This window comes from Polaribacter sp. IC066 (assembly GCF_007997085.1).
Classification (GTDB): domain Bacteria; phylum Bacteroidota; class Bacteroidia; order Flavobacteriales; family Flavobacteriaceae; genus Polaribacter.
The window spans coordinates 1-21,661 of record NZ_VORR01000007.1 but is presented as its reverse complement, the minus strand read 5'-3'; the positions used below and the strand labels follow the sequence as shown (position 1 = coordinate 21,661).

The window sequence follows — 21,661 nt, the reverse complement described above, 5'->3', positions numbered from 1 at the left end:
TTAAAAAAAAACTCAACATTTTATAATTTTTAACGTGAGCTACTTCTATAAAGTTTACAACTGTATTTGTTTAAAAACAAATTCTTGTTCTCTTTGTTTAATGTGTATTTCTTTACAACTGGTAGGGTGAATGAAATTGTAGTTTTGATTGAAATTAAAGGAAGGATCATGCGTATCAAAAAAGCTTTCAAAGTCTTTATTGCCATCTTTAGTATATCTTGAAATTCGGTATATAGAGGTGTTTAATTGCTCTTCAATTTTAAACCAAGCACCGCTTCCAATTCCCGATAGCCAGGTAGCATTCTCTAAATTAAAAGTGTTAATATCTGGTAATTCGGTGCCTATTAAATTAAGTTGATGCGTAAACTTATTGAAAAAATTTTCTTTGTACTCTCTTAAAATTGAGCGGTTTTTATATTCTTTTATTTTTTGATTTTGTACTTCATAAATTTCATGAATTGTTTTTCCTTTTAAGATATTACCAATTGGGCTAGGCGTAAGCAGGTAAGAGCATTTTAGCCTTATTTGAATCCTTTTTTTAGTACAAGAATTAATCATGGTATCGGTTACAAAACGCGCGCAATTGCTACCTCTTTTTAGAAATACACCATAAGGGAGTTCTTTTTTATCAATTAATTGATGGATAAAATTCAAGGCAGTATCAAAATCAATTTTATGATTCATACTTGCAATTAACCTTCCTTTTCCGTGTGTTTTTTCGGGATGCCTTTCTAACCAAAGAAGAATATCTGTTAAATTTGTTAAGGTATTGTTGTTAAAAGTTGCTTTTAACGGAATATAGAGTTCAGGATCTGTTTCAAAAGATCGTACTCTTCCATTGCCATAAGAGGTAATATATCTGCCAAAATCAAAGTATTTTATTTCAGGCTCGTTTTTTTTTATCAAAAGAAATCCAGTATGCCCAGCTTGCACTGCATGCTCGCTACCGATGCCAATTTTTGTCCAAAATCTACTAAATGATTCCCAATAAGCAGGTCTAACAACGGTGTCTGGGTAAGACAGTATAATAACAATCCCATCAGAATTCATACTTTTATTTTTGATCATGCATCCTTCTATTGAGAGCTACTTTTTTCTTAAGCGTTTTAACTAATTTTTTTTTTGTGTAAATTAAGAATGAAAAAAACTCGTAATCGAAATAAATTTTTAGAATACAGCGTCGTTTTTAGCATTTAATTATCAGTAAAAATAGCTTTTCGCAATATGGCAAACGTTTTAAAAGCAAAGTATAACGTGTACATAAAAAGCACGCAACCTGCAACTAAAATTAGATATGCAAAATAAATTTTAGGAGCTTCTGTAAACCTGTCAAACGCTTTAAACCCCATTGTAATGGTTATAGGGGATGCAATAAATAAAAAAACTAAAATGCCTAATCTTATCAAACCTTTGCTTAATAAATTTGTATCTGTACTCATAATTTATAATTTAAAATAGCAGTTCTTACATTGCCAAATTTTAATAATAATTCACTTGCCTCTTTTTGGCCGATATGTAGTTCTTTAACTAACATTTTTTCTGCTCTATCTACTAATTTATCGTTAGATAGTTGCATATCAACCATTTTATTCCCTTTTATTTTACCAAGTTGAATCATTGTTGTGGTAGAAAGCATGTTTAAAACGAGTTTCTGTGCGCTACCTGCTTTCATTCTAGAACTGCCTGTTACAAACTCTGGACCAACAATCACTTCAATAGGAAATTGTGCTGTATTTGAGAGCGGACTGTCTTTATTACAAGAAATAGCACCTGTAATAATAGCGTTTTCGTTACATTTTTCTAAAGCGGCAATTACATAAGGCGTGGTGCCAGATGCCGCAATGCCAACCACCACATCTTTTGCACTTATAGTATGTTTTTGTAAATCTAACCAGCCTTGTGTTTTAGAGTCTTCTGCAAATTCAACGGCTTTTCTAATGGCATAATCGCCACCAGCAATTAAACCAACCACTAATTCATGAGAAACACCAAAGGTTGGCGGACATTCTGATGCATCTAAAATACCCAATCTGCCAGAAGTACCTGCACCAATATAAAAAAGTCTTCCGCCATTTTTTAATTTCTGAACAATTTTAGTTGTTAAAGCTTCTATTTGAGGCAAAGACTTTTCGACTGCTAAAGCCACCTTTTTATCTTCGTTATTTATGTTGGTCAGGATTTCTATGACCGACATCTTTTCTAGATGCGAGTAGTTAGAATCTTGTTCTGTAGTTTTTATAAAAGTCATCTTTCAAAAATACTGATTTTTTACAGTTTTTCAGCATATTATTATGCGGTATCACAAATTTTGTTTAGAGAAAAGTTAGTTACGTTCTTGTTTTACAAATTTATAAAATGAGTATATTAGAGATGATGTTTTAAAATTAGGACAAAAAAATATCCAAGGAAACTATTTCTTTGGATACTTTTATAGCAAATTAAGAAAGCAATTTAAATTCTCTTAACTTATTCTTTTTCAACTAAAAACAGTGTAAAAGTATCTGTTTCGGCAATATGAAAATATCCTAACGGAAAGTTATCATCGTCTGTGGTATTGATCATGTTACCGAGCAAAGAAGAAGGTACGGTTTCAAAAGGACCACCAGAATTTTGACCACTTTGACCTACTAAAATTCTAAAATAAGTAAAATACGCTCTAGAAATTCCAGACATTTTTACAGTAACTGCCGTTGGTAAATTAATTTCATCTTCACCGTAAAAGAACGAAAAATTATAAGGTGCATCATTAAAAAAACGATCATCAATAGAGGTGAATAGATTATTTGTAAAATCAAATAAATAGAAGTTCTCTTCTGGGCCTAAATCTGTAAAATTTACTCTTAATTCTGTTTCTTCTCCAGAAAATAGGGTTTCATCGCCTTGTACAACACTTGTTAGTGGTGTAGATTTTACTTTGGTTGCTTTTCCTTTATAGGTTTCATTATCGTGAATTACAGTTAACTCATACTCAATAGCGTCTATCGGAATAAAGGTTGTTACAGGTTCGTAACTTCCATCGGCATCGGCATCAGAAAAATTTATAATTGTATTGTTTGATAAATTTGTAACAAAAACAATAGCATCTGTAACGACAGGAATTGTTTCATCAAAATAATCAGCAGATAATTTTAATTTTACAGTTGTATTTGCAGTAACAGGAGTTTCATCAAAGTACACTTCAAAAGCGGCATCTATAATTAATTTTGGTGTGATAGACGGAACATCAATATCTACCACTTTTTCACAGCCTGTAAAAAAGAGAAATAATACTGGTATTAGAATAAATATTTTTTTCATTTTTTTATGTATTGCACAGAATTGCAAGGAACTTTAGTCTCTTGTTAAAATTCAAAATTATACGTCACAGAAGGCACCAAACCAAAAATAGAAGTTTGCACTGCTTCATTTCTAAAAGTTTCTCTATTCTGTCTAAAATTGATCGAGGCTGCATTTTGTCTTCCGTACAAATTATAAAGACCAAAAACCCATTCTCCTTGCCAATTTCTATTTTTATTCTTTTCTGGTGTTAACGTTGCAGAAACATCTAATCTGTGGTATGCTGGCAGCCTGTCTGCATTTCTTCTATTATCATCAAAAATAGGAACATTTATGCCTTGCACTTCATATTGCCCAACAGGATAATTTGTAGGTTGCCCAGTTTGTAGTAAAAAGTTGGCGTTAAAAGTCCATTTTTCAGATACTTCATAACTTCCGTTTAAAGAGATATCGTGTGTTTTATCAAAAGGAGAACTGTACCATTCGCCTTGATTAATTCCGGGTTCATCGGCGGTTCTTCCTAAAGTTTGTTGCTCTGATCTAGATAAAGTATAAGCAAACCAACCTTTAAAATCTCCAGAATTTTTTTTGAACAAAACTTCTAAACCATAAGCTCTTGCTTGTCCGTTTAAAATAACAGTTTCAATTTCGTTGTTAGCAACTAAATTTGCGCCGTTTATATAGTCAATTCTGTTTTGTACATCTTTATAAAACACTTCTGTTTCTAAAGAATAATCTCCGTCTTTTATTGATTTAAAATAGCCTAAAGCATACTGATCTAATAATTGAGGTTTTATAAAACGACCACTTGGCGCCCAAACGTCTAATGGGGTAGGAGAGGCCGTATTGGTTAGTAAATGTAAATACTGTGCCATTCGGTTATAACTTGCTTTAATCGATGTATTATCATCTAAAACATAAGATAACGATAGTCTTGGCTCAAAATTACTGAAGGTTGCCAAGGCATCGCTTCTTTTAAATGATTCGGTACCAATTGCTTCTGCAGACTCGTATTGCTTAAACTCTTCATTATAAATAACAGCTTGGTCGTTCTCGTAAACATTTAATTCATCTTGCCCTAAGCGTGTAAAATTACTAAAACGCATACCATATTGCAATGTCAGTTTATCATTTACTTTATGTTCAGCTTCTAAATATGCTGCAAATTCGTTGGCATATTTATCAATTAATTTTTCTCTTTGGATACCAGAATCTTCTCTATTCGGAATAATTTCTCCTGGATTAAATCGGTTGTAAATATTATTGATACCATAGCTCAACTTAAATTTATCATTTAAATAATGTTTAAAGTCATATTTTAAGTTGTAGTTTGTAATTCCAGAATCCCATTCAAAACCAACAAAATCTAGGATTAAACCATAGAAATAATCAGAATAAATTAAAGACAGGTTAGAAAATATTTTATCCGAAAAAAGATGATTCCAACGCAGATTTACCACTGTATTTCCGTATTCATTTACAAAATTATCGCTCACACCAAATACATCTTTTCCAAAATAAGTTGATAAGAATATGTTATTCTCGTCATTGATGCGGTAATTAAATTTACCGTTTAAATCGTAAAAATATGCTTTGTTATCATTGTCAAAAAGAGGTAAAAATAAATGCGCATAAGAAGCTCTACCTGCAACAACAAATGAACTTTTTTCTTTTTCTATTGGGCCTTCTACTAATAATCTAGAAGAAACTAAACCGATTCCGCCAGTAACATTAAATTCTTTGCTGTTTCCTTCTTTCTGATAAATATCTAAAACAGATGACAATCTACCTCCAAAACGAGCCGGAATTCCGCCTTTATACAATTTTACATCTTTAATAACATCAGGATTAAAAACCGAGAAAAAACCAAATAAATGTGATGAGTTAAAAACAATTGCTTCATCTAATAAGATTAAGTTTTGATCTGCTGCGCCACCTCTTACATTAAAACCAGATGCGCCTTCGCCAGCACTTGTAACACCAGGTAACAAAATCAAAGATTTAATTATATCGGCTTCACCTAAAACTACAGGAATATTTTTTATAGTTGCAGATGTTAATGTATTCACACTCATTTGAGGTGATTTTATATTGATTTTTTCAATATCTGCGGCTATAATTATTTCGTCTAAACTTTCTGCTTCCTCCTTTAAATCAAAGTTTTTAGTTATTTTTTCTGATAAGTTAATGGTTTCTACAATCGTAGTAAAACCCAAATAGCTTACTTGAATTTTGAAAGATCCTTCTGGAATTGTTATTGAATAGAAACCATATTCGTTTGTTGTTGTGCCAGCATTTAATTCTGGGAAATATACAGAAACCCCTATTAAGGTTTCGTTACTCGAATTGTCGTAAACAGTGCCACTGACTGTAAATTTTTCTTGACTATAGGCAGAGAACGATAGCAAAAAAAATAGAAAGTAAATCTTTTTCAAATTATTTTTCTTTGTTTGATTAAATCATTTATTAGGTTAACAAAAGTACTATTATAAAATGAAAAAAAACGTTAAAAAAAGGTTAGTCATAAATTAAGGCTGCCACTTCAATTTTTTCATTCTTGATAAAATCATAGAGTGTTAATCTTCTTAAAGTGTAATAATCAGTCCAAAATTTCTCTAAAGAGTTTAAATAGCTCAAAGCAGCTCTATCTTTTTCTTGTAAAGCAATGTTTAAATCAGTGATGGTAATTTTACCTAAAATGAATCTTTTTTTAGTAATATCGTATCTTTTTAAAGCTATTGCTTGCGCTTTTTTGGCAATTTCTAAAAAGCTTCGTTGGTTTTGCCAGTTTAACGTATGTAAATAAATTTCTTGCTCAAACTCTTGTTCATCTTGCTCAACGTAGGTGTTTACTAAATCTTTATTAGCCTCTACCAATTTTCTTCTAGATTTAGAAACGCCCCAATCTAAAATAGGCACACCAACAGAAACAGATACATTTTGTTGCTGATTATAGTCTTGAAATAAATCATTAAAAACATCTCCTTGTTGTGATACTCCAAAATTAGCATTTAGTCGTAATTGTAATCTATTATTACCTCTTACTTCTGCAACCTCTTGTTCTGCTTCTAAACGTCTTCTTCTAAATTCTATAACAGCTTTTCTGTTCGATGTTGCCTCCTCTAAAGCTTTTTCAACAGTAACCGTAAATGTTGATAGTTCTTTAGGAGTATTTAATAGTAGGTTTTCGCTTTCTAAATCTAAATAACGAGATAAATTTTGCGATGTTCTTTTGATATTTATTTCGTTTGTAGTAACTTCATTTTTAGAGTTTAAAACAGATAATTCTATTTGTAATAAGTCGTTTTCTGCAATTTTACCCATTCTAAAGCGTCCTTTACTAATTTGAAATAAAGTATCTTGATTTGAAAAATTAGATTGGGCAATTTTAGATTGAACTTGTGCTTTTAACAAGGCAAAATATCTTCTAGTGGTATTTAAAGAAATATCTTCCATACCCTCAATAAAATCTCTTTTTGCCTCTTCATAAATTAAAGGCTCTATTTTTTTATTCCATTTAAACTCGTTGTAGAATAAAGAATTTTGTCGGTAATTAATAGAAAACGGAATTACAGCAAATCTAGTAGCATCATTCGTAAAAAGATCTACTCGTTCTACTTGAGAACTAAAAGATAACGTACCTCCAGTAAAAGCTAAATTTTGATTTAAAGATAAATTACCTTCAAATCTTGCTTGATTTGTTTGCACAAAAATATCTTCTCCTTGATCATTTGTAAGTCTGTTAATGGAGTTAGAGTAGGAGGGTAAGGTTGCATCTAACCGCAACTGTGGCAAAAAGCTAGCTTTAAAGTTTCTATATCTCCAGTAACTTGCCTGGTTTTGGTTGATAAGGGCTTTGTATTCTGGAGATTTTTTTTGAGCAATTTCAATGGCTTGGTCTAGCGTAATTTGTTGTTGACAATAGGCTTTAATCGATAGTAAAAAGCAAAAAGTGATTAAAATATTTTTCATAGTTATTCGTGTCTAATAGCTTCAATAGGGCTTTTGCTTGCGGCAGATTTTGCGGGTGCAATACCAAAAATTAATCCAATAAGTGTGGCAACAAAAAATGATAGTAAAATTGAACTTAACGTTAATATAGTTTCAATTCCTGTGGTTATTTCTAGAATATAGGAGGCAAAAATACCTAGAAAAATACCTATAATTCCGCCACCAATACTTACCAAAACAGATTCTGTTAAAAATTGCAGAATTACATCTTCTTGTGTGGCACCAATAGCTCTAATAATTCCGATTTCTTTTGTTCGTTCTAAAACAGAAGCCAGCATAATGTTCATAATACCAATTCCGCCAATTAATAACGAAATACCAGCAATAATACTCAACACAATATTAAATATTTGTTTGGTTTTTTGCTGCTGTTTTAAAAGCTGAATAGGTATAGAAATTTCAAAATCTAACATACCATTATGCCTTCTTTTTAGCATTCTACTTAAAACATCTGCGGTTGCGTTTAATTGAGAAGAGTTTTCAACTTGAACAACTAATTTATCAATTTGATGGTAGTTACCTCTGGGGATTCTCTTTTTAGGTCCTTGCTCTCCTCCGCTAAAAAAAACCATACCACCATTTCTTTCAACTGGTTTATCGCGTATAATTTTACGATCTTTATACCGCACCAAAAATGTTTTTATAGGAACATAGATGTCTAGATTCATATCTCTAATGCCTAAATTTTCTTGTGCATTATCAGAAATAAATTTTTCTTCGATAACCCCAATAACTTGCAACCAAACGTCTTTTACTTTAATTTGTTTGCCAACCGCACTTTCTCCTGTAAACAATTTTTTCTCTATTTTTTTACCAATAATACAAACAGGAAGCGCGTTTTCTGATTGTGGATTAGAAAAATTCTTTCCACTTTCAATAGTAATATTAGAAGTTTCAAAATAATCAGCAGAAATACCTATTAATTTTACAGAATTCTGTCTTCCTTTTTTGATGACATAAGTTTCTAAAATAATTTCTGGGCTTACCGTTTTAACAGAAGGTATTGTATTGATGATGCTCGCAACATCTAACATATCTAAACCTTTTGAAAAGCGTTTAGCTTCTATAGCACCTTCTTCTGACTCATCTTGGTTTTCATTGTCTTTATCATCAGGAATTGGAGTAACTACAATATTATTAACACCTACTAACTCTAATTGTGCTAATATTTCTTTTTCTGCACCATTACCAATAGCTAGCATGGTAATTACGGCAGCAACCCCAAAAATAATTCCTAGAGAGGTGAGTAAGGTTCTTATTTTATTCGCTAAAATAACACGAACAGCCTCACTAAAATTAGATTTTAGTTTTTCTATATAGATTTTATCAATCATAAAAAACTAGTTTAATGTTACTATTTGGGCAGCATCAAGTCCTTCTGGCTTGTTTAAGTACACTACATCTTCTTCTGCTAAACCTGCTGTAATAATCACAGAATCGTTATTTGATTCACCAATTTTTACTTGTTTCTTTGTTACCGAAAAACCAGCTTTTTTATACACATAAGTAATAGAGTCTTTAGAAAAAATAGCTTCTAACGGAATGCTTAATACGTTTTTTCGTTCAAAAGTTAAAATTTTGTTAGAAGTCGTCATTCCTGGTCTAATATTTTTATCAGAACCCTCTAATTTTATAGAAACTTGAAAAACTTTAATGTCAGAACCTCTTTTGTTTTCACCAACATTAGCCACATCAGTAACAATTCCGGCCATTTCTATATCCGGAAAAGCATCAAAACCAACTTTTACAGACAAGTCTTTTTTAATTTTTCTGATATCAACCTCGTTGGCATACGTTTTAGATTCCATTTTAGTTAAATCGGGTAAACTAGCTATGGTAGGATCCCAAGGACTTATTGAAGAACCTACTTTTTTCTTAGAACCATTCCACTCTCTTATATAAGTAATCATTCCATCACCATCAGAATAGATCGTAAAAGACTCTAAAAGTTCTAGTAAATTGTTTAATGTTTTTCTAATTTTAAAAACTTGTGTACCAACTTCCACCATTTTGGCGTTTGCTTGTCTTTTTTTAATATTGTAATTTTCTAGTTTTTCTTTTAAATCTCTTTCAGATTTCTCTAAATTAATTTCTAGTCTTTTTATGGTTGCTGGCGGTTCATAAATAGATTGTTTTAGTTCTAGTCTTGTTTCTTCCATACTAAAACTTAAATCTTTTATAGTATTTCTTTCTTGCTTTAAAGTTAGTGTAGTATCTAGTTGCTGCTGTGTATATCTAGATTCTGCTGTTTCTAGATTTAAACGCTCGTCTATAATTTGTTCATTTACTCCGCTAGGGTCAAGTCTACCTACATAATCGCCAATCTTTACAATAGTACCTTCTGCTACTAAATCTTGAATTTTAATATCTCGTAATTTAAATTTTCTTAAATTTGTAGGGCCATTAATTATTTTTAAACTCGTGGATTGTGCTTCGCCAGAAGTAATAACTTCACTGGTAAAATTGCCTTTTTTTACTTTTGTTGTTAAGTACATTGCATCATCAGAAGAAGGTGAAAAGTAACTATAGCCCAGGTAAATTAAAATTAATGCTATTACAGCAATAATAGCAATGCGCTTTTTATTCATTAGTATTTTGGATTGATTAGAAATCAAAACTAACAAAAAAAAGAGTGCTAAATAGCACTCTTTCTGTTAATCTTTTGAGAAAAGGGATGTTAAGCTATGCACCTAAAAGACTGTTTAAAATACTATTAGGTCTCATTGCGTTTTCAGCTAACTCTTCATTTGGCTTGTAATATCCACCAATATCTACCGAAGAACCTTGAGTTTTATTCAATTCAGAAATTATTTTGTCTTCATTTTTAGCTAAAGATTCTGCAAGAGTCGTAAACTCATTTTTTAGTTCGATATTTTTATTCTGATTGGCTAAACCTTGCGCCCAATACAAGGCTAAATAAAAGTGAGAACCTCTATTGTCTATTTCACCTACTTTTCTTGATGGCGATTTATCGTTTTCTAAAAACTTGTCTGTAGCCTCTTCTAAAGTTTCGGCTAAAACCAATGCTTTTGCATTTTCTTTTTTAGTACCTAAATGTTCTAAAGATACTGCCAGTGCTAAAAATTCACCTAAAGAATCCCATCGTAAATGATTTTCTGCTAAAAATTGTTGCACATGTTTTGGTGCAGAACCTCCGGCACCAGTCTCAAATAAACCACCACCATTCATTAACGGTACAATCGATAACATTTTTGCAGAAGTACCAACTTCTAAAATTGGAAATAAATCTGTTAAATAATCACGTAAAACATTGCCCGAAACAGAAATGGTATCTTGTCCCTTAACAATTCTTTCTAAAGTAAATTCAGTTGCTTTTATTGGTGATAATATTTTGATATCTAAATCAGTAGTGTTATGGCTTGGCAAATATAAATTTATCTTTTTGATGATTTCTGCATCATGCGCTCTTTTTTTATCCAACCAAAAAATGGCAGGTGTATTAGAGGCTCTAGCCCTTGTAACGGCTAATTTAATCCAATCTTGAATTGGTAAATCTTTCGTTTGGCACATTCTCCAAATATCTCCTTCTTCAACAGTATGCTCAATTAAAACCTTACCAGCTGTATCTAAAACAACAACTTTACCTGCTTTTGCAATTTCAAAAGTTTTATCATGAGAACCGTATTCTTCAGCTTTTTGAGCCATCAAACCAACATTAGGTACTGTACCCATTGTGGTAGGATCAAATGCACCGTTCTTTTTACAGAAATCTATAGTTGCTGCGTAAATACCTGCGTAAGAACTATCAGGAATTATTGCTTTTGTATCTTGTAGTTTTCCGTCTGAATTGTACATTTTACCTGAGGTTCTAATCATAGCGGGCATTGAAGCATCTATAATAATATCAGATGGTACGTGTAAATTTGTAATTCCTTTATCAGAGTTTACCATTGCTATTTCAGGACCGTGATCAAAAGCATATCTTATATCTGCTCTTACTTCATCACGTTTTTCTTTTGGTAATTCGCTTAATTTACCAAGGAGGTTTCCTAAACCATTATTTACATCAACCCCAACCTTCTTAAAAGTTTTTCCATGCTTTTTAAACAAATCAGCAAAATATACACGAACTGCATGACCAAAAATAATTGGGTCACTTACCTTCATCATTGTCCCTTTCATATGCAAAGAAAAAAGCAAGTTTTTGTCTAAAGCATCTTCATATTGTTCTTCTAAAAAATCTATTAATGCTTTTTTACTCATAATAGTAGCATCAATAATTTCTCCTTCTAGTAAATTGAAATTCTCTTTTAAAACTTTTTTAGTTCCGTTTTCTGCTATATGATGAATACTTATAGACGTTGCTTTCTTTGTCGTTATCGATTTTTCGTTATGAAAAAAATCTCCTTCGGTCATTGTAGCAACATGTGTTTTAGAACTTGCGCTCCAAGCACCCATAGAATGTGGGTTTCTACGAGCGTAGTTTTTAATTGCTTTTGGTGCTCTTCTGTCTGAATTACCTTCTCTTAACACAGGGTTTACAGCAGAACCTTTAATTTTATTATAAATGGCTAAAATATTTTTTTCTTCATCTGTTTTAGCTCCTTCAGGAAAATTAGGTAAAGCATAACCTAACGCTTGTAATTCTGAAATTGCGCTTTTTAATTGAGATACAGAAGCACTAATATTTGGTAATTTTATAATATTGGCATCTGGGTGATTTGCTAAATCTCCTAAAATAGCTAACGCATCTTCTACTTTTTGCTCTTCTGTTAAATAATCAGAAAAATTTGAAAGAATTCTAGCTGCTAAAGAAATATCTTTTATTTCAATCTCTATATTTGATGATTTTGTAAATGCTTTTACAATAGGCAAAAAAGAACGGGTTGCTAAAGCAGGTGCCTCATCTGTTTTTGTATATATTATTTTAGCTATTTTGCTCATGTATTTTGTGTTTTAAATAATTGTAAGAATATAGTATTCTTTCGATGAAAATTCATCATTTTGAAAGCGAGCAAATCTATGCATTTTAGTTGATATTTGTATTGGAAAAATGCTATTAATTAGGCCGTTTTATTACATTTTCAATAATTTTTGAAATCGATTTCGAAGAAGTTAAAAATAAAAGCCATACGAAACAATTTCTTGTTGTGGTATGGCTTTTTTAAAATAGTAACAGCACTATTTTGTATTGCTACAAAATAAATAAGATTACGCTCATATTGCTTTGTGTTAGAAGAAATAAGTCTTCACTATTTTGGGATTGTTTGGATAGCCATTTTTTAAAGATTAAAATTTGTAAAAGAAAACTTGTTAAGGTTATACATCCTTTAGAACTGTAATGATTAAGACTAGCAAATCATAAAGCACGTTACTTTATTAATTTATAATCCATTTTTTTGGCTGTTGAAACCAAGCGTTACGGACAATTTATAAACTATAAATTAAATGTAGAGATGATTTAGGGAATAGCATAATTTTTAATCAATTTAAAATCAACATGTTATTAACATAGGTTATAAACATTTGTGCATAAAAAAAACGTTGTGAAAATTCACAACGTTTTGTAATATAATTTTTAAAAAGAGATTATCTTCTTTTTTCAGTAATTCTAGCTTTTTTACCAGTAAGACCTCTAAAGTAATAAATACGAGCTCTACGTACTTTTCCTCTTTTATTAACTTCAATTTTTTGAATAGAAGGTAAATTTACAGGAAAAATTCTTTCTACACCTACAGTACCAGACATTTTTCTGATTGTAAACGTTTCAGAAGCTGCAACTCCTTTTCTTTGAATAACGACACCTCTAAAAAACTGGGTACGCACTTTTTCGCCTTCCTTGATTTCGTAATACACAGTAATAGTATCACCTGCTGCAAATTCTGCAAATTCTTTTCTTGTTACAAATTCGTCTTGAACAAATTTTAATAAAGCTTCCATATTTTGATAATTATAATTTTTACAAAAATAACATTCACGATTTCTTCGTCAGAGGTTCTTTTAGCGGTTGCAAAAGTAGTGAAAAGTTTAGTAGAATTAATTAAAATTATTTAAAAATCTTTATTTGTACTACATCATTCATCGAAACTAGTGAAAACAGCTATTCTGTTATGCACACTTTTTTTATTGATGTACATACATGTTCTTTTTATTATTACTAGCTAGTAGTTTGAAGTTTTTATCAATCAATACACTAATTTTTTCTGAATCATTTTTAGAAATTATAAAATAAAATTTGTTTTCATTTTTTAATTGGATATTCAATTTTTCATAATTCATCGACTTTACTTGCCCTAAACTGTAAAATTGACTTGAATAACTTTTAGTGTTGTAATGATATAACGAAATTTCTTTTTTGGCAGATTGTTCAATTAAATATTTATCTGAATTTGCATATTTTTCAATGTTACCATCAAATAAACCAACACCATAGGTTATTATGCTTGCAAAAGGAATTATTAAACTGATGCTAATAATTAACTTTTTTTGTTTTATTTCTTTCCAAAAATGAAGTCCTAAAAGAGCGATAGGAATCATTACAGGTAAAATATAAGGATGAATTAAACTTTTAGAAACCGTAAAAAATAAGGGTGTCCAAAGTAACCAAGATAGCAGAAAAAGAATCCATTGATTAGAAAATAGTTGTTTTTTGTTTTTCCATAATTTACCAACCACAACTTGTATCCAAGGCAATGCAAATAGGAAAAGAAAAATCCAAATTATTCCTAAAGGTTGCTGTTTGGGAAAACCATATAAATCTCCAGACCAACTGCTATCAAAAAAGCGTTTAAAGTGCTCTCCAATAATAAAGTAATCAATAAATCCAGGTGTTTTTTGTTCTGCTAAATAATACCAAGGAACGGCAACAAATGCCATAATTAGAATCCCTAAAAGTATTGGAAATGTAGAAAACACCTTTTTGAACGATTTTGAAATTAACGTCCACATAAAAATAGGAGGTACCGTTAAAATAAAAATGATTGGTCCTTTGGCTAGCAGTCCCAAACCAAAACCAACAAAAATTAAATATTTCCATATTTTTTTTTCGGGGTACTTTATGGCTTCCCAGAAAGAAAGCATTACTAAAGCAACGGTAAAAGCTAATGATGTATCTGTAGAAACTACCCCAGCATGAATAAAAAATTGTGGAATTGTCAGGACAATAAATCCAGGTAGAAAAAAGGGAAGGTTTTCTCTTTTAGCATATTTTCCTATTAAAAAGACTAACAAAATACTGAATACTAGATAAGGTAATCTAGCTGTAAACTCAAACACTCCAAAAGCATCAAAACTTAATGCAGATAACCATGTTGATAGCGGTGGTTTTGCCCAAAACGGAATTCCGTAATCTATTTGAGGGGTTATATAATCATTCGTTTCTGCCATAATTCTAGCAATTTCGGCATACCGAGCTTCTGTTTTATCCATTAAAGGAATCGCAGCATTTAAGAAAGCTCTCCAAAGAATTAAAAGGATGATGGCAACAGTAAAAAAATGTTTTTTTTGAATTAGTTCTTTCATTTAAATTATTTTAAAGCTGCTTTATATCTATTTCTGATCGATAATAAATCGAACCAAAGTTTAAAGAAATAAGTCATTTTTAACCTGCTATCATCCGTATCAACCCAAGATTTAAGTGGTTCCTCCTTGCAAATTTTGTGCATTTCTTGTTTTCCGAAAAGTGCCATTAAACGATGAAAAATTTCTACATCAAACAACCATTTAGAAATAAATTTTTCTTTGAAGACTGCAGCTACAATTTCTGTTTTAAATACTTTACAGCCACATTGTGTATCATAAACGCTTAAACCTAATTGCATAGAGATTAAGGTTGCAATAAAGCGACCAATAAAAAAACGGTACTTTTTTCTATCGATGGTATTGTCTATTTTTGAAATTCTAGACCCAAAAGCAAAAACAGTTTCTTCTTTAATTTGTTTGCTAATTTGGTAACATTCTTCTATTGAGGTGGCTAAATCTGCATCTAAATAGGCAATTTTTTGAAGAGAATAATTTTTGTTAGCAAATAATACACCTTGTCTAACGGCTTCTGCTTTTCCTTGATTTTTTTCTAATGATAAAAGTGTGCTATTTTCATTAAAAGAAACATTAAATTGTTCAATTATGGCAGCTGTATTGTCTAAAGACCCATCATTTACAAAACAAAGAAACACCTGTTTATGGTGCTCTAAAAATTGCGTAAAGTCCTCAATTTTTAAACGATTAGATTCATTATAACAAGGAATAATAATGCCTAGTTCAAAGTTTTTATTCCTAGTATCCATCTAACAAATCGGGTCTTATTTCTTTGGTTCTTTTATATGCTTGTTCACTACGCCAATCATCAATTTTAGGGAAATTACCAGATAATAACACTTCGGGTACTTTATTTCCTTCAAAATTTGAAGGTCTTGTATATACCGGAGGTGATAATAAATTATCTTGAAAAGAATCTGTCAGAGCAGATTGTTCGTCACCAATAACACCAGGAATTAATCGAACTACGGCATCAACTAAAACCGCAGCAGCTAACTCGCCACCTGTTAAAACATAATCTCCAATAGAAATTTCTTTTGTGATAAATAATGCTCTAATTCTGTGATCTACGCCTTTGTAATGCCCTGTTAAAATAAGGATGTTTTCTTTTAAAGAAAGCGTATTCGCGGTAGATTGATTTAATGTTTTTGCATCTGGAGTCATGTAAATAACTTCATCATAAACACGGTCTGATTGCAGTTTTTTAATACAGTTGGCAATAGGTTCTATCATCATTACCATACCCGCACCGCCGCCAAACTGTGTGTCATCTATTTGTTTGTAATTGCCTAAACCATATTCTCGTAAATCGTGAATTATAATTTCTGCCAAACCTTTTTCTTTTGCACGTTTTATTATAGAATGATTAAACGGACTTTCTAATAAATCTGGTGCCACTGAAATAATATCTATTCGCATGCTACAAATGTAGGTTTTTTAGTGGTTTTGTAAAATGGTTTTTAGTAGAATTCCTTTGGTAGTTTGTTTTTAGCTTATTGCGCTATAAAACGCCATTTTACCAGCAGATTTTAAGGAGCAATTAGTATTGGTTTGTTTAATTTTTAGTTGCTCTTTTTATAACGCATCTAAAAAGTGAAATATAGTTATATAGGCATTCTTAAATTCGGTTTCTGTGGGGCTGTGTTCTCCGTCGGATACAAAAACATGAACATCTTTGTTTTTTCTTAACATCGGAATAAAAGAGGTATAGGTTTCTGGAATAATTTGTTCGTCCATGCCACCTTGCCATAAAAATAGTGGAGGATCTTCTTGATCAATGTAAGTAGCAGGCTCGTAAATTTTACTATTGGCTTTTGTTACGTAACCTTCGGATACAAATAATGCCTTGCCTAGTTGGCTATAGACTTCAATCACATGATCGATAAATGTTTTTTCTACAAGGTCTAATCTATCAACTCCTCCAGAAAAGTTTAGAATTCCAGTTATTTTTATGCCTTCATTTAGTTTATTTGGGTAGGTTGCATTGTTTTGCGAAAAGCCAACATTGTTAGCAATAAGAGTGCCCTGCCGAAAAACCGGTCAGAATAATATTTTCTAAATTTAAATTATAATAGTTGTTATTGGCTTTTAAAAAGTTTAATGCTGTTGTTAAATCGCTTGTTGCAATCGGAATTCCCTTTTTTAATCTGTAGTTCATATTGATCACATTTAGGCCTTTTTTTAGATAAGGCTCAATATATTTTTCTTCTTCACTTTTATCACTAAAATAAAAGCCACCACCATGCAAAAAAAGAATCGTATAATTACGCTTGCCAAAAGTTGCCGCTTCTTTAGATACGTATACATCCATTTTTTGTTCAGAATCTGTGTCGTACGGAATATCTTTATGCACTTCGTATAAAGCTGCTATTTGGACTAAAGATTTGTCTTCAATACTAGTGAGTTTCTTTGTACAGGATGGCATGAGCGCTAAACAAGCAATTGTTAAGTATAGTACTACATTTTTCATATTGATTGAGTCTAATTGAAACTATCAATTAGTGCATAAATAAGTTAATAGTTTTTATATGAGTGTTTCATGAAAGTTCATAAAATCAAGTAAAATATCTTTTCTATTAATAAAGTAAGGGTTTAGTCTTGTTAAACTTATTCTTCCAGTTGTGGTTGAGATGCGGATTCGTGCGCATATACTATGCTCCATTCATTATTTATTTTTTCAAAAAGCATTGTTCCTGTGTAAGATTCAATTTTCATTTTCTCACCAGATTTTAGTTCAAGCTCATTTTTTCCGAACCAAGTAAGTAGTACTTTGTTTTTTGTAAGAAATCGAAACTTCTCATTTATGGTCGTAAACTTTAGTACATTCATTTGTTTAAAAGATTCCGAGTTCATTTCTTTCATTCCACTATAATCTAAAGAAGATCCATCAGCATTAATAATAAGAAAATCTTTGGAATCTAAATACGGATTCATAGCCATCTCAATATTGAGTTGTTTTGCACCTTCTACAATTTCGTTTATACGTGCTGAAATTTCTTTTTTGGCAGTTTCTTTCTCTATTGATGACAGTTCTGTAACTTCATTTTTACAAGATGTAAGGAAAAGAAAAAAGATTGTTCCTATAATAATTATAAGTGCTGTTTTGTTTTGAATTATTTTCATTTCGATTAATTTGTGTTTGTTGGCATTACTTCAGCTTTGTTGAGCGAAGTGTTAAAATTATTTTTAAACGCTATTATTTGTTCTCTTTATTTCACCTAATTTTAACAGTGCACTCTTTTAGTTTTACTTTAATAAAAGAGGTGATTATTAAATTTTCTAACTATTGATTTATTATTGAATCATTCTCTATCGGAGCAAATGTTGCAAATTCATTAGTGTAGAGTACTTTCCATGAGTCATCAATTTTTCTAAACACTAATGTTGCTAAAAATGGGTCAACTTTTACTTTTTGTTGATCTTTCATTGTCACCAAGGCTGATCCACCGAACGTTAGAATGACAGTTTTTTTATCAATAATTGTGAATATCAAATCGTTTTCAGTATACGTTTGAGAAACGATTGCATTAAAATACTCTTTATTTCCTTTTAAAAAACTTTTATAATCTGCAATTACTCCATTGCTGATAGAAATAAAATCAGGATTATTTAAATAAGATTCAGTTGCTTTCTCCAAATTAAGAGCTTCACTGTTCGCAACAATGTTATTGATTACCGCCTGCACTTCAGATTTAATGGTTGCTTTATCTTGATCGGTAAGTATGTTCTCTTTGCTTGTATTGCATGATACGAGTAAAAATGATGCTATAGTAAAGATTGTAAGGGTTAATTGTCTCATAATTTTTTTTTTAAAGATACGCCTACTCTAACCGGTTTTCAGCTGACCCGTATCTGTTTTAAATTTCTATGAATTTTAATGCATATGAGTTTAATGATTATCAAAAGAACTTTATACAAACATTTACAGAGATCGTTTATTTAAATTCTTTCGAGTCTACATCTTTGATAAATTTTATTAACGCAGGGAAATAGGTTTCTGGGGCGTCAAATTGAGAACAATGGCTTCCGTTTGTAGTGAAACTTCTACCGTTTTGCACCTCTGTAGCCATCCATTCCATATATTTTGGATCCATTGTATCATATTTAGCCCCAAGCATTAAAGTAGGTGTTCTAATTTCTTTTAATCTCCCAGATACATCCCAATTTTTTAAGGATGCATTACCCGTCATTCCAAATTCACTATGACCTTGCATAAAAATATAAATATTTGGATTTAGGTGCTCAAAAGCCAAATTCATTGATTTTGGCCACTCCTCTACAGGCTTTCTCAAAATATGTTTTGTATAATAATGATTTATTAAAAGTTCATTATATCTCGGATTTTCAAAATCATTATTTGCCTCCATGTCCATAATTTCTTTTAACACTTCCGGATCCATTTGTGGACCGAGAACTTCATTGGCATACTTGGTATATTCAGGAGCACTTGCCATCATATTTGAAATAATTAGTCCTTTTAAATTATCCTGATATTTTAAAGCATATTCCATAGCCAATATTCCGCCCCATGATTGGCCGAGCAGGTAAAAATTATCTTTATTAAGGTTTAATGCCTTTCTTACTTGTTCAACTTCTTCCACAAAATGTTCGGTTGTCCAAAGGGTTGAATCGTTGGGTTTATCGCTGTAATAAGAATCTAATTGATCATAATAAATGTACTCAATTTCTTCATTAGGAAAGTATCCGTCAAAATTATCAAATATTTCATGGGTTACTCCAGGACCTCCGTGAAGCAAAAGTACACGCATTGTAGGATTGTTGCCCATACGTTTTGTATACACATTAAAAGTGCCTTTTGGTGTTTCTATAGGAATCATTTTAATGCCACCTGTAGCTTGGTCATCACTATTGGAATAGTCAAAATAACTATTTTTTTCATTATTTGTAATCTTATCTTTTGTTTGATTTGTGCAACTTGTCATGATTATCAAAAGAATCAATACTGTTGAGATTAAAGGTTTCATAATTTTTCGGTTTTAGTTGATGTATTATTTTTAGTCAAGCAGAAATATTTTTTTAAAAACAAGGCATAACTTGCAAATAGCTCTGATAATCAATGCTCAAAGAATTTGCAAAAATTAAAAACCAAGTTGTTGGTTAAATAATAAATTATCCATAAAATCTTGTTCTTGTGCTATTTTTCCGTTTTTCATTTTTACAAGCGTAACACCATCAATATCAACTTTTTTTTCTGTTGCAGGTATTCCAAAAAAATCTCCTGTGTGCGTTCCTTTAAAGTTCCAATGTTTCACAATTTTATCACCTTGACCAAAAACATCAACAAGTGTAAAAGTGATGTCTGAAAATCCGGTTAAGTAATTTTGATAATACTCCTTAAAACCTTCAATTCCGACTATATTTTCAGGTGCATAGATTAATGTGATATTTTTATCAAAATTAGTTTCATTAATTTTATCAATTTCTCCTTTATTAATAATGTCATCCCAAATAGTTTTATACATTTTCAGATTATCACTTAATTCTTTTTCAGCCTTTTCTAAAGCAAGATGTTCAGCTGATGGTTCTTTTATAGTCTCATTTTTACAACTAATAATTGTGAACGAGAGTAGCAAAGCAAATAATACGATGGAAATAGTTTTGGTTAATTTCATAATTATATTTAAAGAAATATAGGCCTACTCTAATTCGGTTTTCGGCTTACCCGTATTTTGATAATCAATGTTTTAAGCTGTTAAATTAATGCTATTTATTGGTGAAGCTAAACCTTTTAATTTAACAAACATCTTTTCTTTGGATTTTTTATCTTTATAGAGATTGTATTATCTCGAATATTTTGTTCTCAATAGGATATTTATCGCTACTTCTTTTTTAGGAAGTCTACTTTTTATGCGCTTTATCTAAAATATTCAGTTTATTCTTTTTTCTTTGGCAATAAAAAAGGCTGTTGTTCTTTTTGGATGATATTGCTGTGTCGAATGATTTTTGTTTTTTTAAATACTCCATTTGATGCACAAACTACCACTAAAGTTTTTTAGGAATTTTATAGAAAAGCTTTTAGCAACAATTAATTTAAATCGTTTTATGAGCTTGTATTTTAATTAATTCAGCAAATGTTTTGGTTATTCTTATTTTTGAATTCCTTTCATCATTCTCAAATTCAATAAACCCAAAATAGTCTAGAAAGCGTCTAAATGTTCTTACCATGTAGGTTGTTTCAGGATTATCTGCAAACCTTAAAGCGTCATTTCTGGTTTCAAAATTAAAGGCATTTAGATATTTATCGGCATAAAATTCAGGACTTCTATATTCTTTTCCGTATTTTTCTAAAAGAATTAATGTAAATCCAAATCCAGATTGTCCTACTTCATCGTTACTAAAACCATCGAAATAAGCCCAGTTAAATTTAGTAGTAAACGTTTCGAAGATAGTTTTGAATAATTTGTGATAGTCGTCTATTTGGTCAATTCCTTTTTTTGTTAAGCTTAATTTATTATTCCTTTTTTTTACCAAAGTTGATAATTCCACTAAAATTTTGGCCAAATGAATGGAAGGTGAGTCCGTTTCTTTATATAATTTAGAGATACCTTGTTCGATCAAATAATCTTTTATATATCCTTTTTTATAAAGTTCTGCCACAATTTTTGTGGGTAAAAAACCTTTGTTCGTCAGTTTTAATTCTTTTTGATCTCGAATAAGGTCGAATAGAAATTTAACTTGCTTTATAATCGGAATGTTCAGATATATATCTTCTTTTGTTTTTACAAATTGTATACTCATTACAAATAGGATCCCGAAAAATTAGGTTTAATAATTTGAAAATTATCTGTTAGGATATTTTTGAATTCCTCATTTTTCCAAGAGTGACTTTCTAAGAATTCGATTACCTTTTCTCTAA

The 21,661-nt window shown here is 30.8% G+C and carries 20 protein-coding genes; all 20 read right to left on the bottom strand.

The window, feature by feature from the left end:
* Positions 1 to 54 precede the first annotated feature (54 nt).
* Positions 55 to 1,068 (bottom strand): DUF6695 family protein, encoded by a 1,014-nt coding sequence (locus tag ES044_RS03505; RefSeq protein WP_147119572.1) that lies wholly within the window; start codon positions 1,066 to 1,068, stop codon positions 55 to 57.
* A 125-nt stretch (positions 1,069 to 1,193) separates the two neighbouring features.
* Positions 1,194 to 1,439 (bottom strand): DUF6095 family protein, encoded by a 246-nt coding sequence (locus ES044_RS03500; protein ID WP_147119573.1) that lies wholly within the window; start codon positions 1,437 to 1,439, stop codon positions 1,194 to 1,196.
* On the bottom strand, positions 1,436 to 2,248 hold the full coding sequence (gene murQ / locus ES044_RS03495) for an N-acetylmuramic acid 6-phosphate etherase (RefSeq protein WP_147119574.1): 813 nt from the start codon (positions 2,246 to 2,248) through the stop codon (positions 1,436 to 1,438). Before murQ ends, ES044_RS03500 begins: the two co-directional genes overlap by 4 nt.
* A gap of 218 nt (positions 2,249 to 2,466) precedes the next feature.
* A complete protein-coding gene (locus ES044_RS03490) occupies positions 2,467 to 3,297 on the bottom strand; it encodes a DUF4249 family protein (RefSeq protein WP_147186887.1) in 831 nt (276 codons plus the stop codon).
* Positions 3,298 to 3,341: 44 nt separating this feature from the next.
* Complete coding sequence (locus ES044_RS03485) at positions 3,342 to 5,711, bottom strand: TonB-dependent receptor (RefSeq protein ID WP_147119576.1); 2,370 nt, start codon at positions 5,709 to 5,711, stop codon at positions 3,342 to 3,344.
* A gap of 82 nt (positions 5,712 to 5,793) precedes the next feature.
* A complete protein-coding gene (locus tag ES044_RS03480; protein WP_147119577.1) occupies positions 5,794 to 7,248 on the bottom strand; it encodes a TolC family protein in 1,455 nt (484 codons plus the stop codon).
* Between the two features lie 2 nt (positions 7,249 to 7,250).
* On the bottom strand, positions 7,251 to 8,621 hold the full coding sequence (locus ES044_RS03475; RefSeq protein ID WP_147119578.1) for an ABC transporter permease: 1,371 nt from the start codon (positions 8,619 to 8,621) through the stop codon (positions 7,251 to 7,253).
* 6 nt (positions 8,622 to 8,627) lie between these two features.
* Positions 8,628 to 9,875 carry an efflux RND transporter periplasmic adaptor subunit gene (locus tag ES044_RS03470; RefSeq protein ID WP_147119579.1) on the bottom strand — a complete coding sequence of 416 codons (1,248 nt, stop codon included), beginning with the start codon at positions 9,873 to 9,875 and terminating at the stop codon, positions 8,628 to 8,630.
* Between the two features lie 94 nt (positions 9,876 to 9,969).
* The gene (locus ES044_RS03465; RefSeq protein WP_147119580.1) at positions 9,970 to 12,192 is read right to left on the bottom strand and encodes an NADP-dependent isocitrate dehydrogenase; all 2,223 of its coding nucleotides are present in this window, start codon (positions 12,190 to 12,192) and stop codon (positions 9,970 to 9,972) included.
* A gap of 645 nt (positions 12,193 to 12,837) precedes the next feature.
* A complete protein-coding gene (gene rplS, locus ES044_RS03460; protein ID WP_147119581.1) occupies positions 12,838 to 13,188 on the bottom strand; it encodes a 50S ribosomal protein L19 in 351 nt (116 codons plus the stop codon).
* A 183-nt stretch (positions 13,189 to 13,371) separates the two neighbouring features.
* Positions 13,372 to 14,769, bottom strand: coding sequence for an ArnT family glycosyltransferase (locus ES044_RS03455; protein ID WP_147186885.1), 1,398 nt, complete (start codon positions 14,767 to 14,769; stop codon positions 13,372 to 13,374).
* 5 nt (positions 14,770 to 14,774) lie between these two features.
* Positions 14,775 to 15,533, bottom strand: coding sequence for a glycosyltransferase (locus ES044_RS03450; RefSeq protein WP_147119583.1), 759 nt, complete (start codon positions 15,531 to 15,533; stop codon positions 14,775 to 14,777).
* A complete protein-coding gene (gene trmD / locus ES044_RS03445; RefSeq protein ID WP_147119584.1) occupies positions 15,523 to 16,203 on the bottom strand; it encodes a tRNA (guanosine(37)-N1)-methyltransferase TrmD in 681 nt (226 codons plus the stop codon). Before trmD ends, ES044_RS03450 begins: the two co-directional genes overlap by 11 nt.
* Before the next feature lie 156 nt (positions 16,204 to 16,359).
* Entirely contained in the window at positions 16,360 to 16,800 is a 441-nt protein-coding gene (locus tag ES044_RS03440; RefSeq protein ID WP_317131226.1) for a hypothetical protein, read from the bottom strand.
* Complete coding sequence (locus ES044_RS03435) at positions 16,793 to 17,254, bottom strand: alpha/beta hydrolase (protein WP_147119586.1); 462 nt, start codon at positions 17,252 to 17,254, stop codon at positions 16,793 to 16,795. The genes ES044_RS03440 and ES044_RS03435 overlap by 8 nt, the downstream gene beginning before the upstream one ends.
* Before the next feature lie 137 nt (positions 17,255 to 17,391).
* The gene (locus ES044_RS03430) at positions 17,392 to 17,907 is read right to left on the bottom strand and encodes a hypothetical protein (protein WP_147119587.1); all 516 of its coding nucleotides are present in this window, start codon (positions 17,905 to 17,907) and stop codon (positions 17,392 to 17,394) included.
* A gap of 160 nt (positions 17,908 to 18,067) precedes the next feature.
* Positions 18,068 to 18,583: a nuclear transport factor 2 family protein gene (locus tag ES044_RS03425; protein WP_147119588.1), complete on the bottom strand. Its 516-nt coding sequence runs from the start codon at positions 18,581 to 18,583 to the stop codon at positions 18,068 to 18,070.
* Positions 18,584 to 18,719: 136 nt separating this feature from the next.
* Entirely contained in the window at positions 18,720 to 19,769 is a 1,050-nt protein-coding gene (locus ES044_RS03420) for a proline iminopeptidase-family hydrolase (RefSeq protein ID WP_147119589.1), read from the bottom strand.
* 114 nt (positions 19,770 to 19,883) lie between these two features.
* Positions 19,884 to 20,417: an ester cyclase gene (locus ES044_RS03415; protein WP_147119590.1), complete on the bottom strand. Its 534-nt coding sequence runs from the start codon at positions 20,415 to 20,417 to the stop codon at positions 19,884 to 19,886.
* A gap of 418 nt (positions 20,418 to 20,835) precedes the next feature.
* On the bottom strand, positions 20,836 to 21,543 hold the full coding sequence (locus ES044_RS03410) for a hypothetical protein (protein WP_147119591.1): 708 nt from the start codon (positions 21,541 to 21,543) through the stop codon (positions 20,836 to 20,838).
* Positions 21,544 to 21,661 lie beyond the last annotated feature (118 nt).

What these genes read in the sequence shown, in the direction of transcription:
- ES044_RS03415 (WP_147119590.1), bottom strand. Translation starts at nt 20,417, where the DNA reads ATGAAATTAACCAAAACTATTTCCATCGTATTATTTGCTTTGCTACTC.
- ES044_RS03500 (WP_147119573.1), bottom strand. Translation starts at nt 1,439, where the DNA reads ATGAGTACAGATACAAATTTATTAAGCAAAGGTTTGATAAGATTAGGC.
- ES044_RS03410 (WP_147119591.1), bottom strand. Translation starts at nt 21,543, where the DNA reads ATGAGTATACAATTTGTAAAAACAAAAGAAGATATATATCTGAACATT.
- trmD (WP_147119584.1), bottom strand. Translation starts at nt 16,203, where the DNA reads ATGCGAATAGATATTATTTCAGTGGCACCAGATTTATTAGAAAGTCCG.
- ES044_RS03470 (WP_147119579.1), bottom strand. Translation starts at nt 9,875, where the DNA reads ATGAATAAAAAGCGCATTGCTATTATTGCTGTAATAGCATTAATTTTA.
- ES044_RS03455 (WP_147186885.1), bottom strand. Translation starts at nt 14,769, where the DNA reads ATGAAAGAACTAATTCAAAAAAAACATTTTTTTACTGTTGCCATCATC.
- ES044_RS03480 (WP_147119577.1), bottom strand. Translation starts at nt 7,248, where the DNA reads ATGAAAAATATTTTAATCACTTTTTGCTTTTTACTATCGATTAAAGCC.
- ES044_RS03420 (WP_147119589.1), bottom strand. Translation starts at nt 19,769, where the DNA reads ATGAAACCTTTAATCTCAACAGTATTGATTCTTTTGATAATCATGACA.
- ES044_RS03490 (WP_147186887.1), bottom strand. Translation starts at nt 3,297, where the DNA reads ATGAAAAAAATATTTATTCTAATACCAGTATTATTTCTCTTTTTTACA.
- murQ (WP_147119574.1), bottom strand. Translation starts at nt 2,248, where the DNA reads ATGACTTTTATAAAAACTACAGAACAAGATTCTAACTACTCGCATCTA.
- ES044_RS03475 (WP_147119578.1), bottom strand. Translation starts at nt 8,621, where the DNA reads ATGATTGATAAAATCTATATAGAAAAACTAAAATCTAATTTTAGTGAG.
- ES044_RS03465 (WP_147119580.1), bottom strand. Translation starts at nt 12,192, where the DNA reads ATGAGCAAAATAGCTAAAATAATATATACAAAAACAGATGAGGCACCT.
- ES044_RS03430 (WP_147119587.1), bottom strand. Translation starts at nt 17,907, where the DNA reads ATGAAAATAATTCAAAACAAAACAGCACTTATAATTATTATAGGAACA.
- ES044_RS03425 (WP_147119588.1), bottom strand. Translation starts at nt 18,583, where the DNA reads ATGAGACAATTAACCCTTACAATCTTTACTATAGCATCATTTTTACTC.
- ES044_RS03435 (WP_147119586.1), bottom strand. Translation starts at nt 17,254, where the DNA reads ATGAAAAATGTAGTACTATACTTAACAATTGCTTGTTTAGCGCTCATG.
- ES044_RS03505 (WP_147119572.1), bottom strand. Translation starts at nt 1,068, where the DNA reads ATGATCAAAAATAAAAGTATGAATTCTGATGGGATTGTTATTATACTG.
- ES044_RS03450 (WP_147119583.1), bottom strand. Translation starts at nt 15,533, where the DNA reads ATGGATACTAGGAATAAAAACTTTGAACTAGGCATTATTATTCCTTGT.
- rplS (WP_147119581.1), bottom strand. Translation starts at nt 13,188, where the DNA reads ATGGAAGCTTTATTAAAATTTGTTCAAGACGAATTTGTAACAAGAAAA.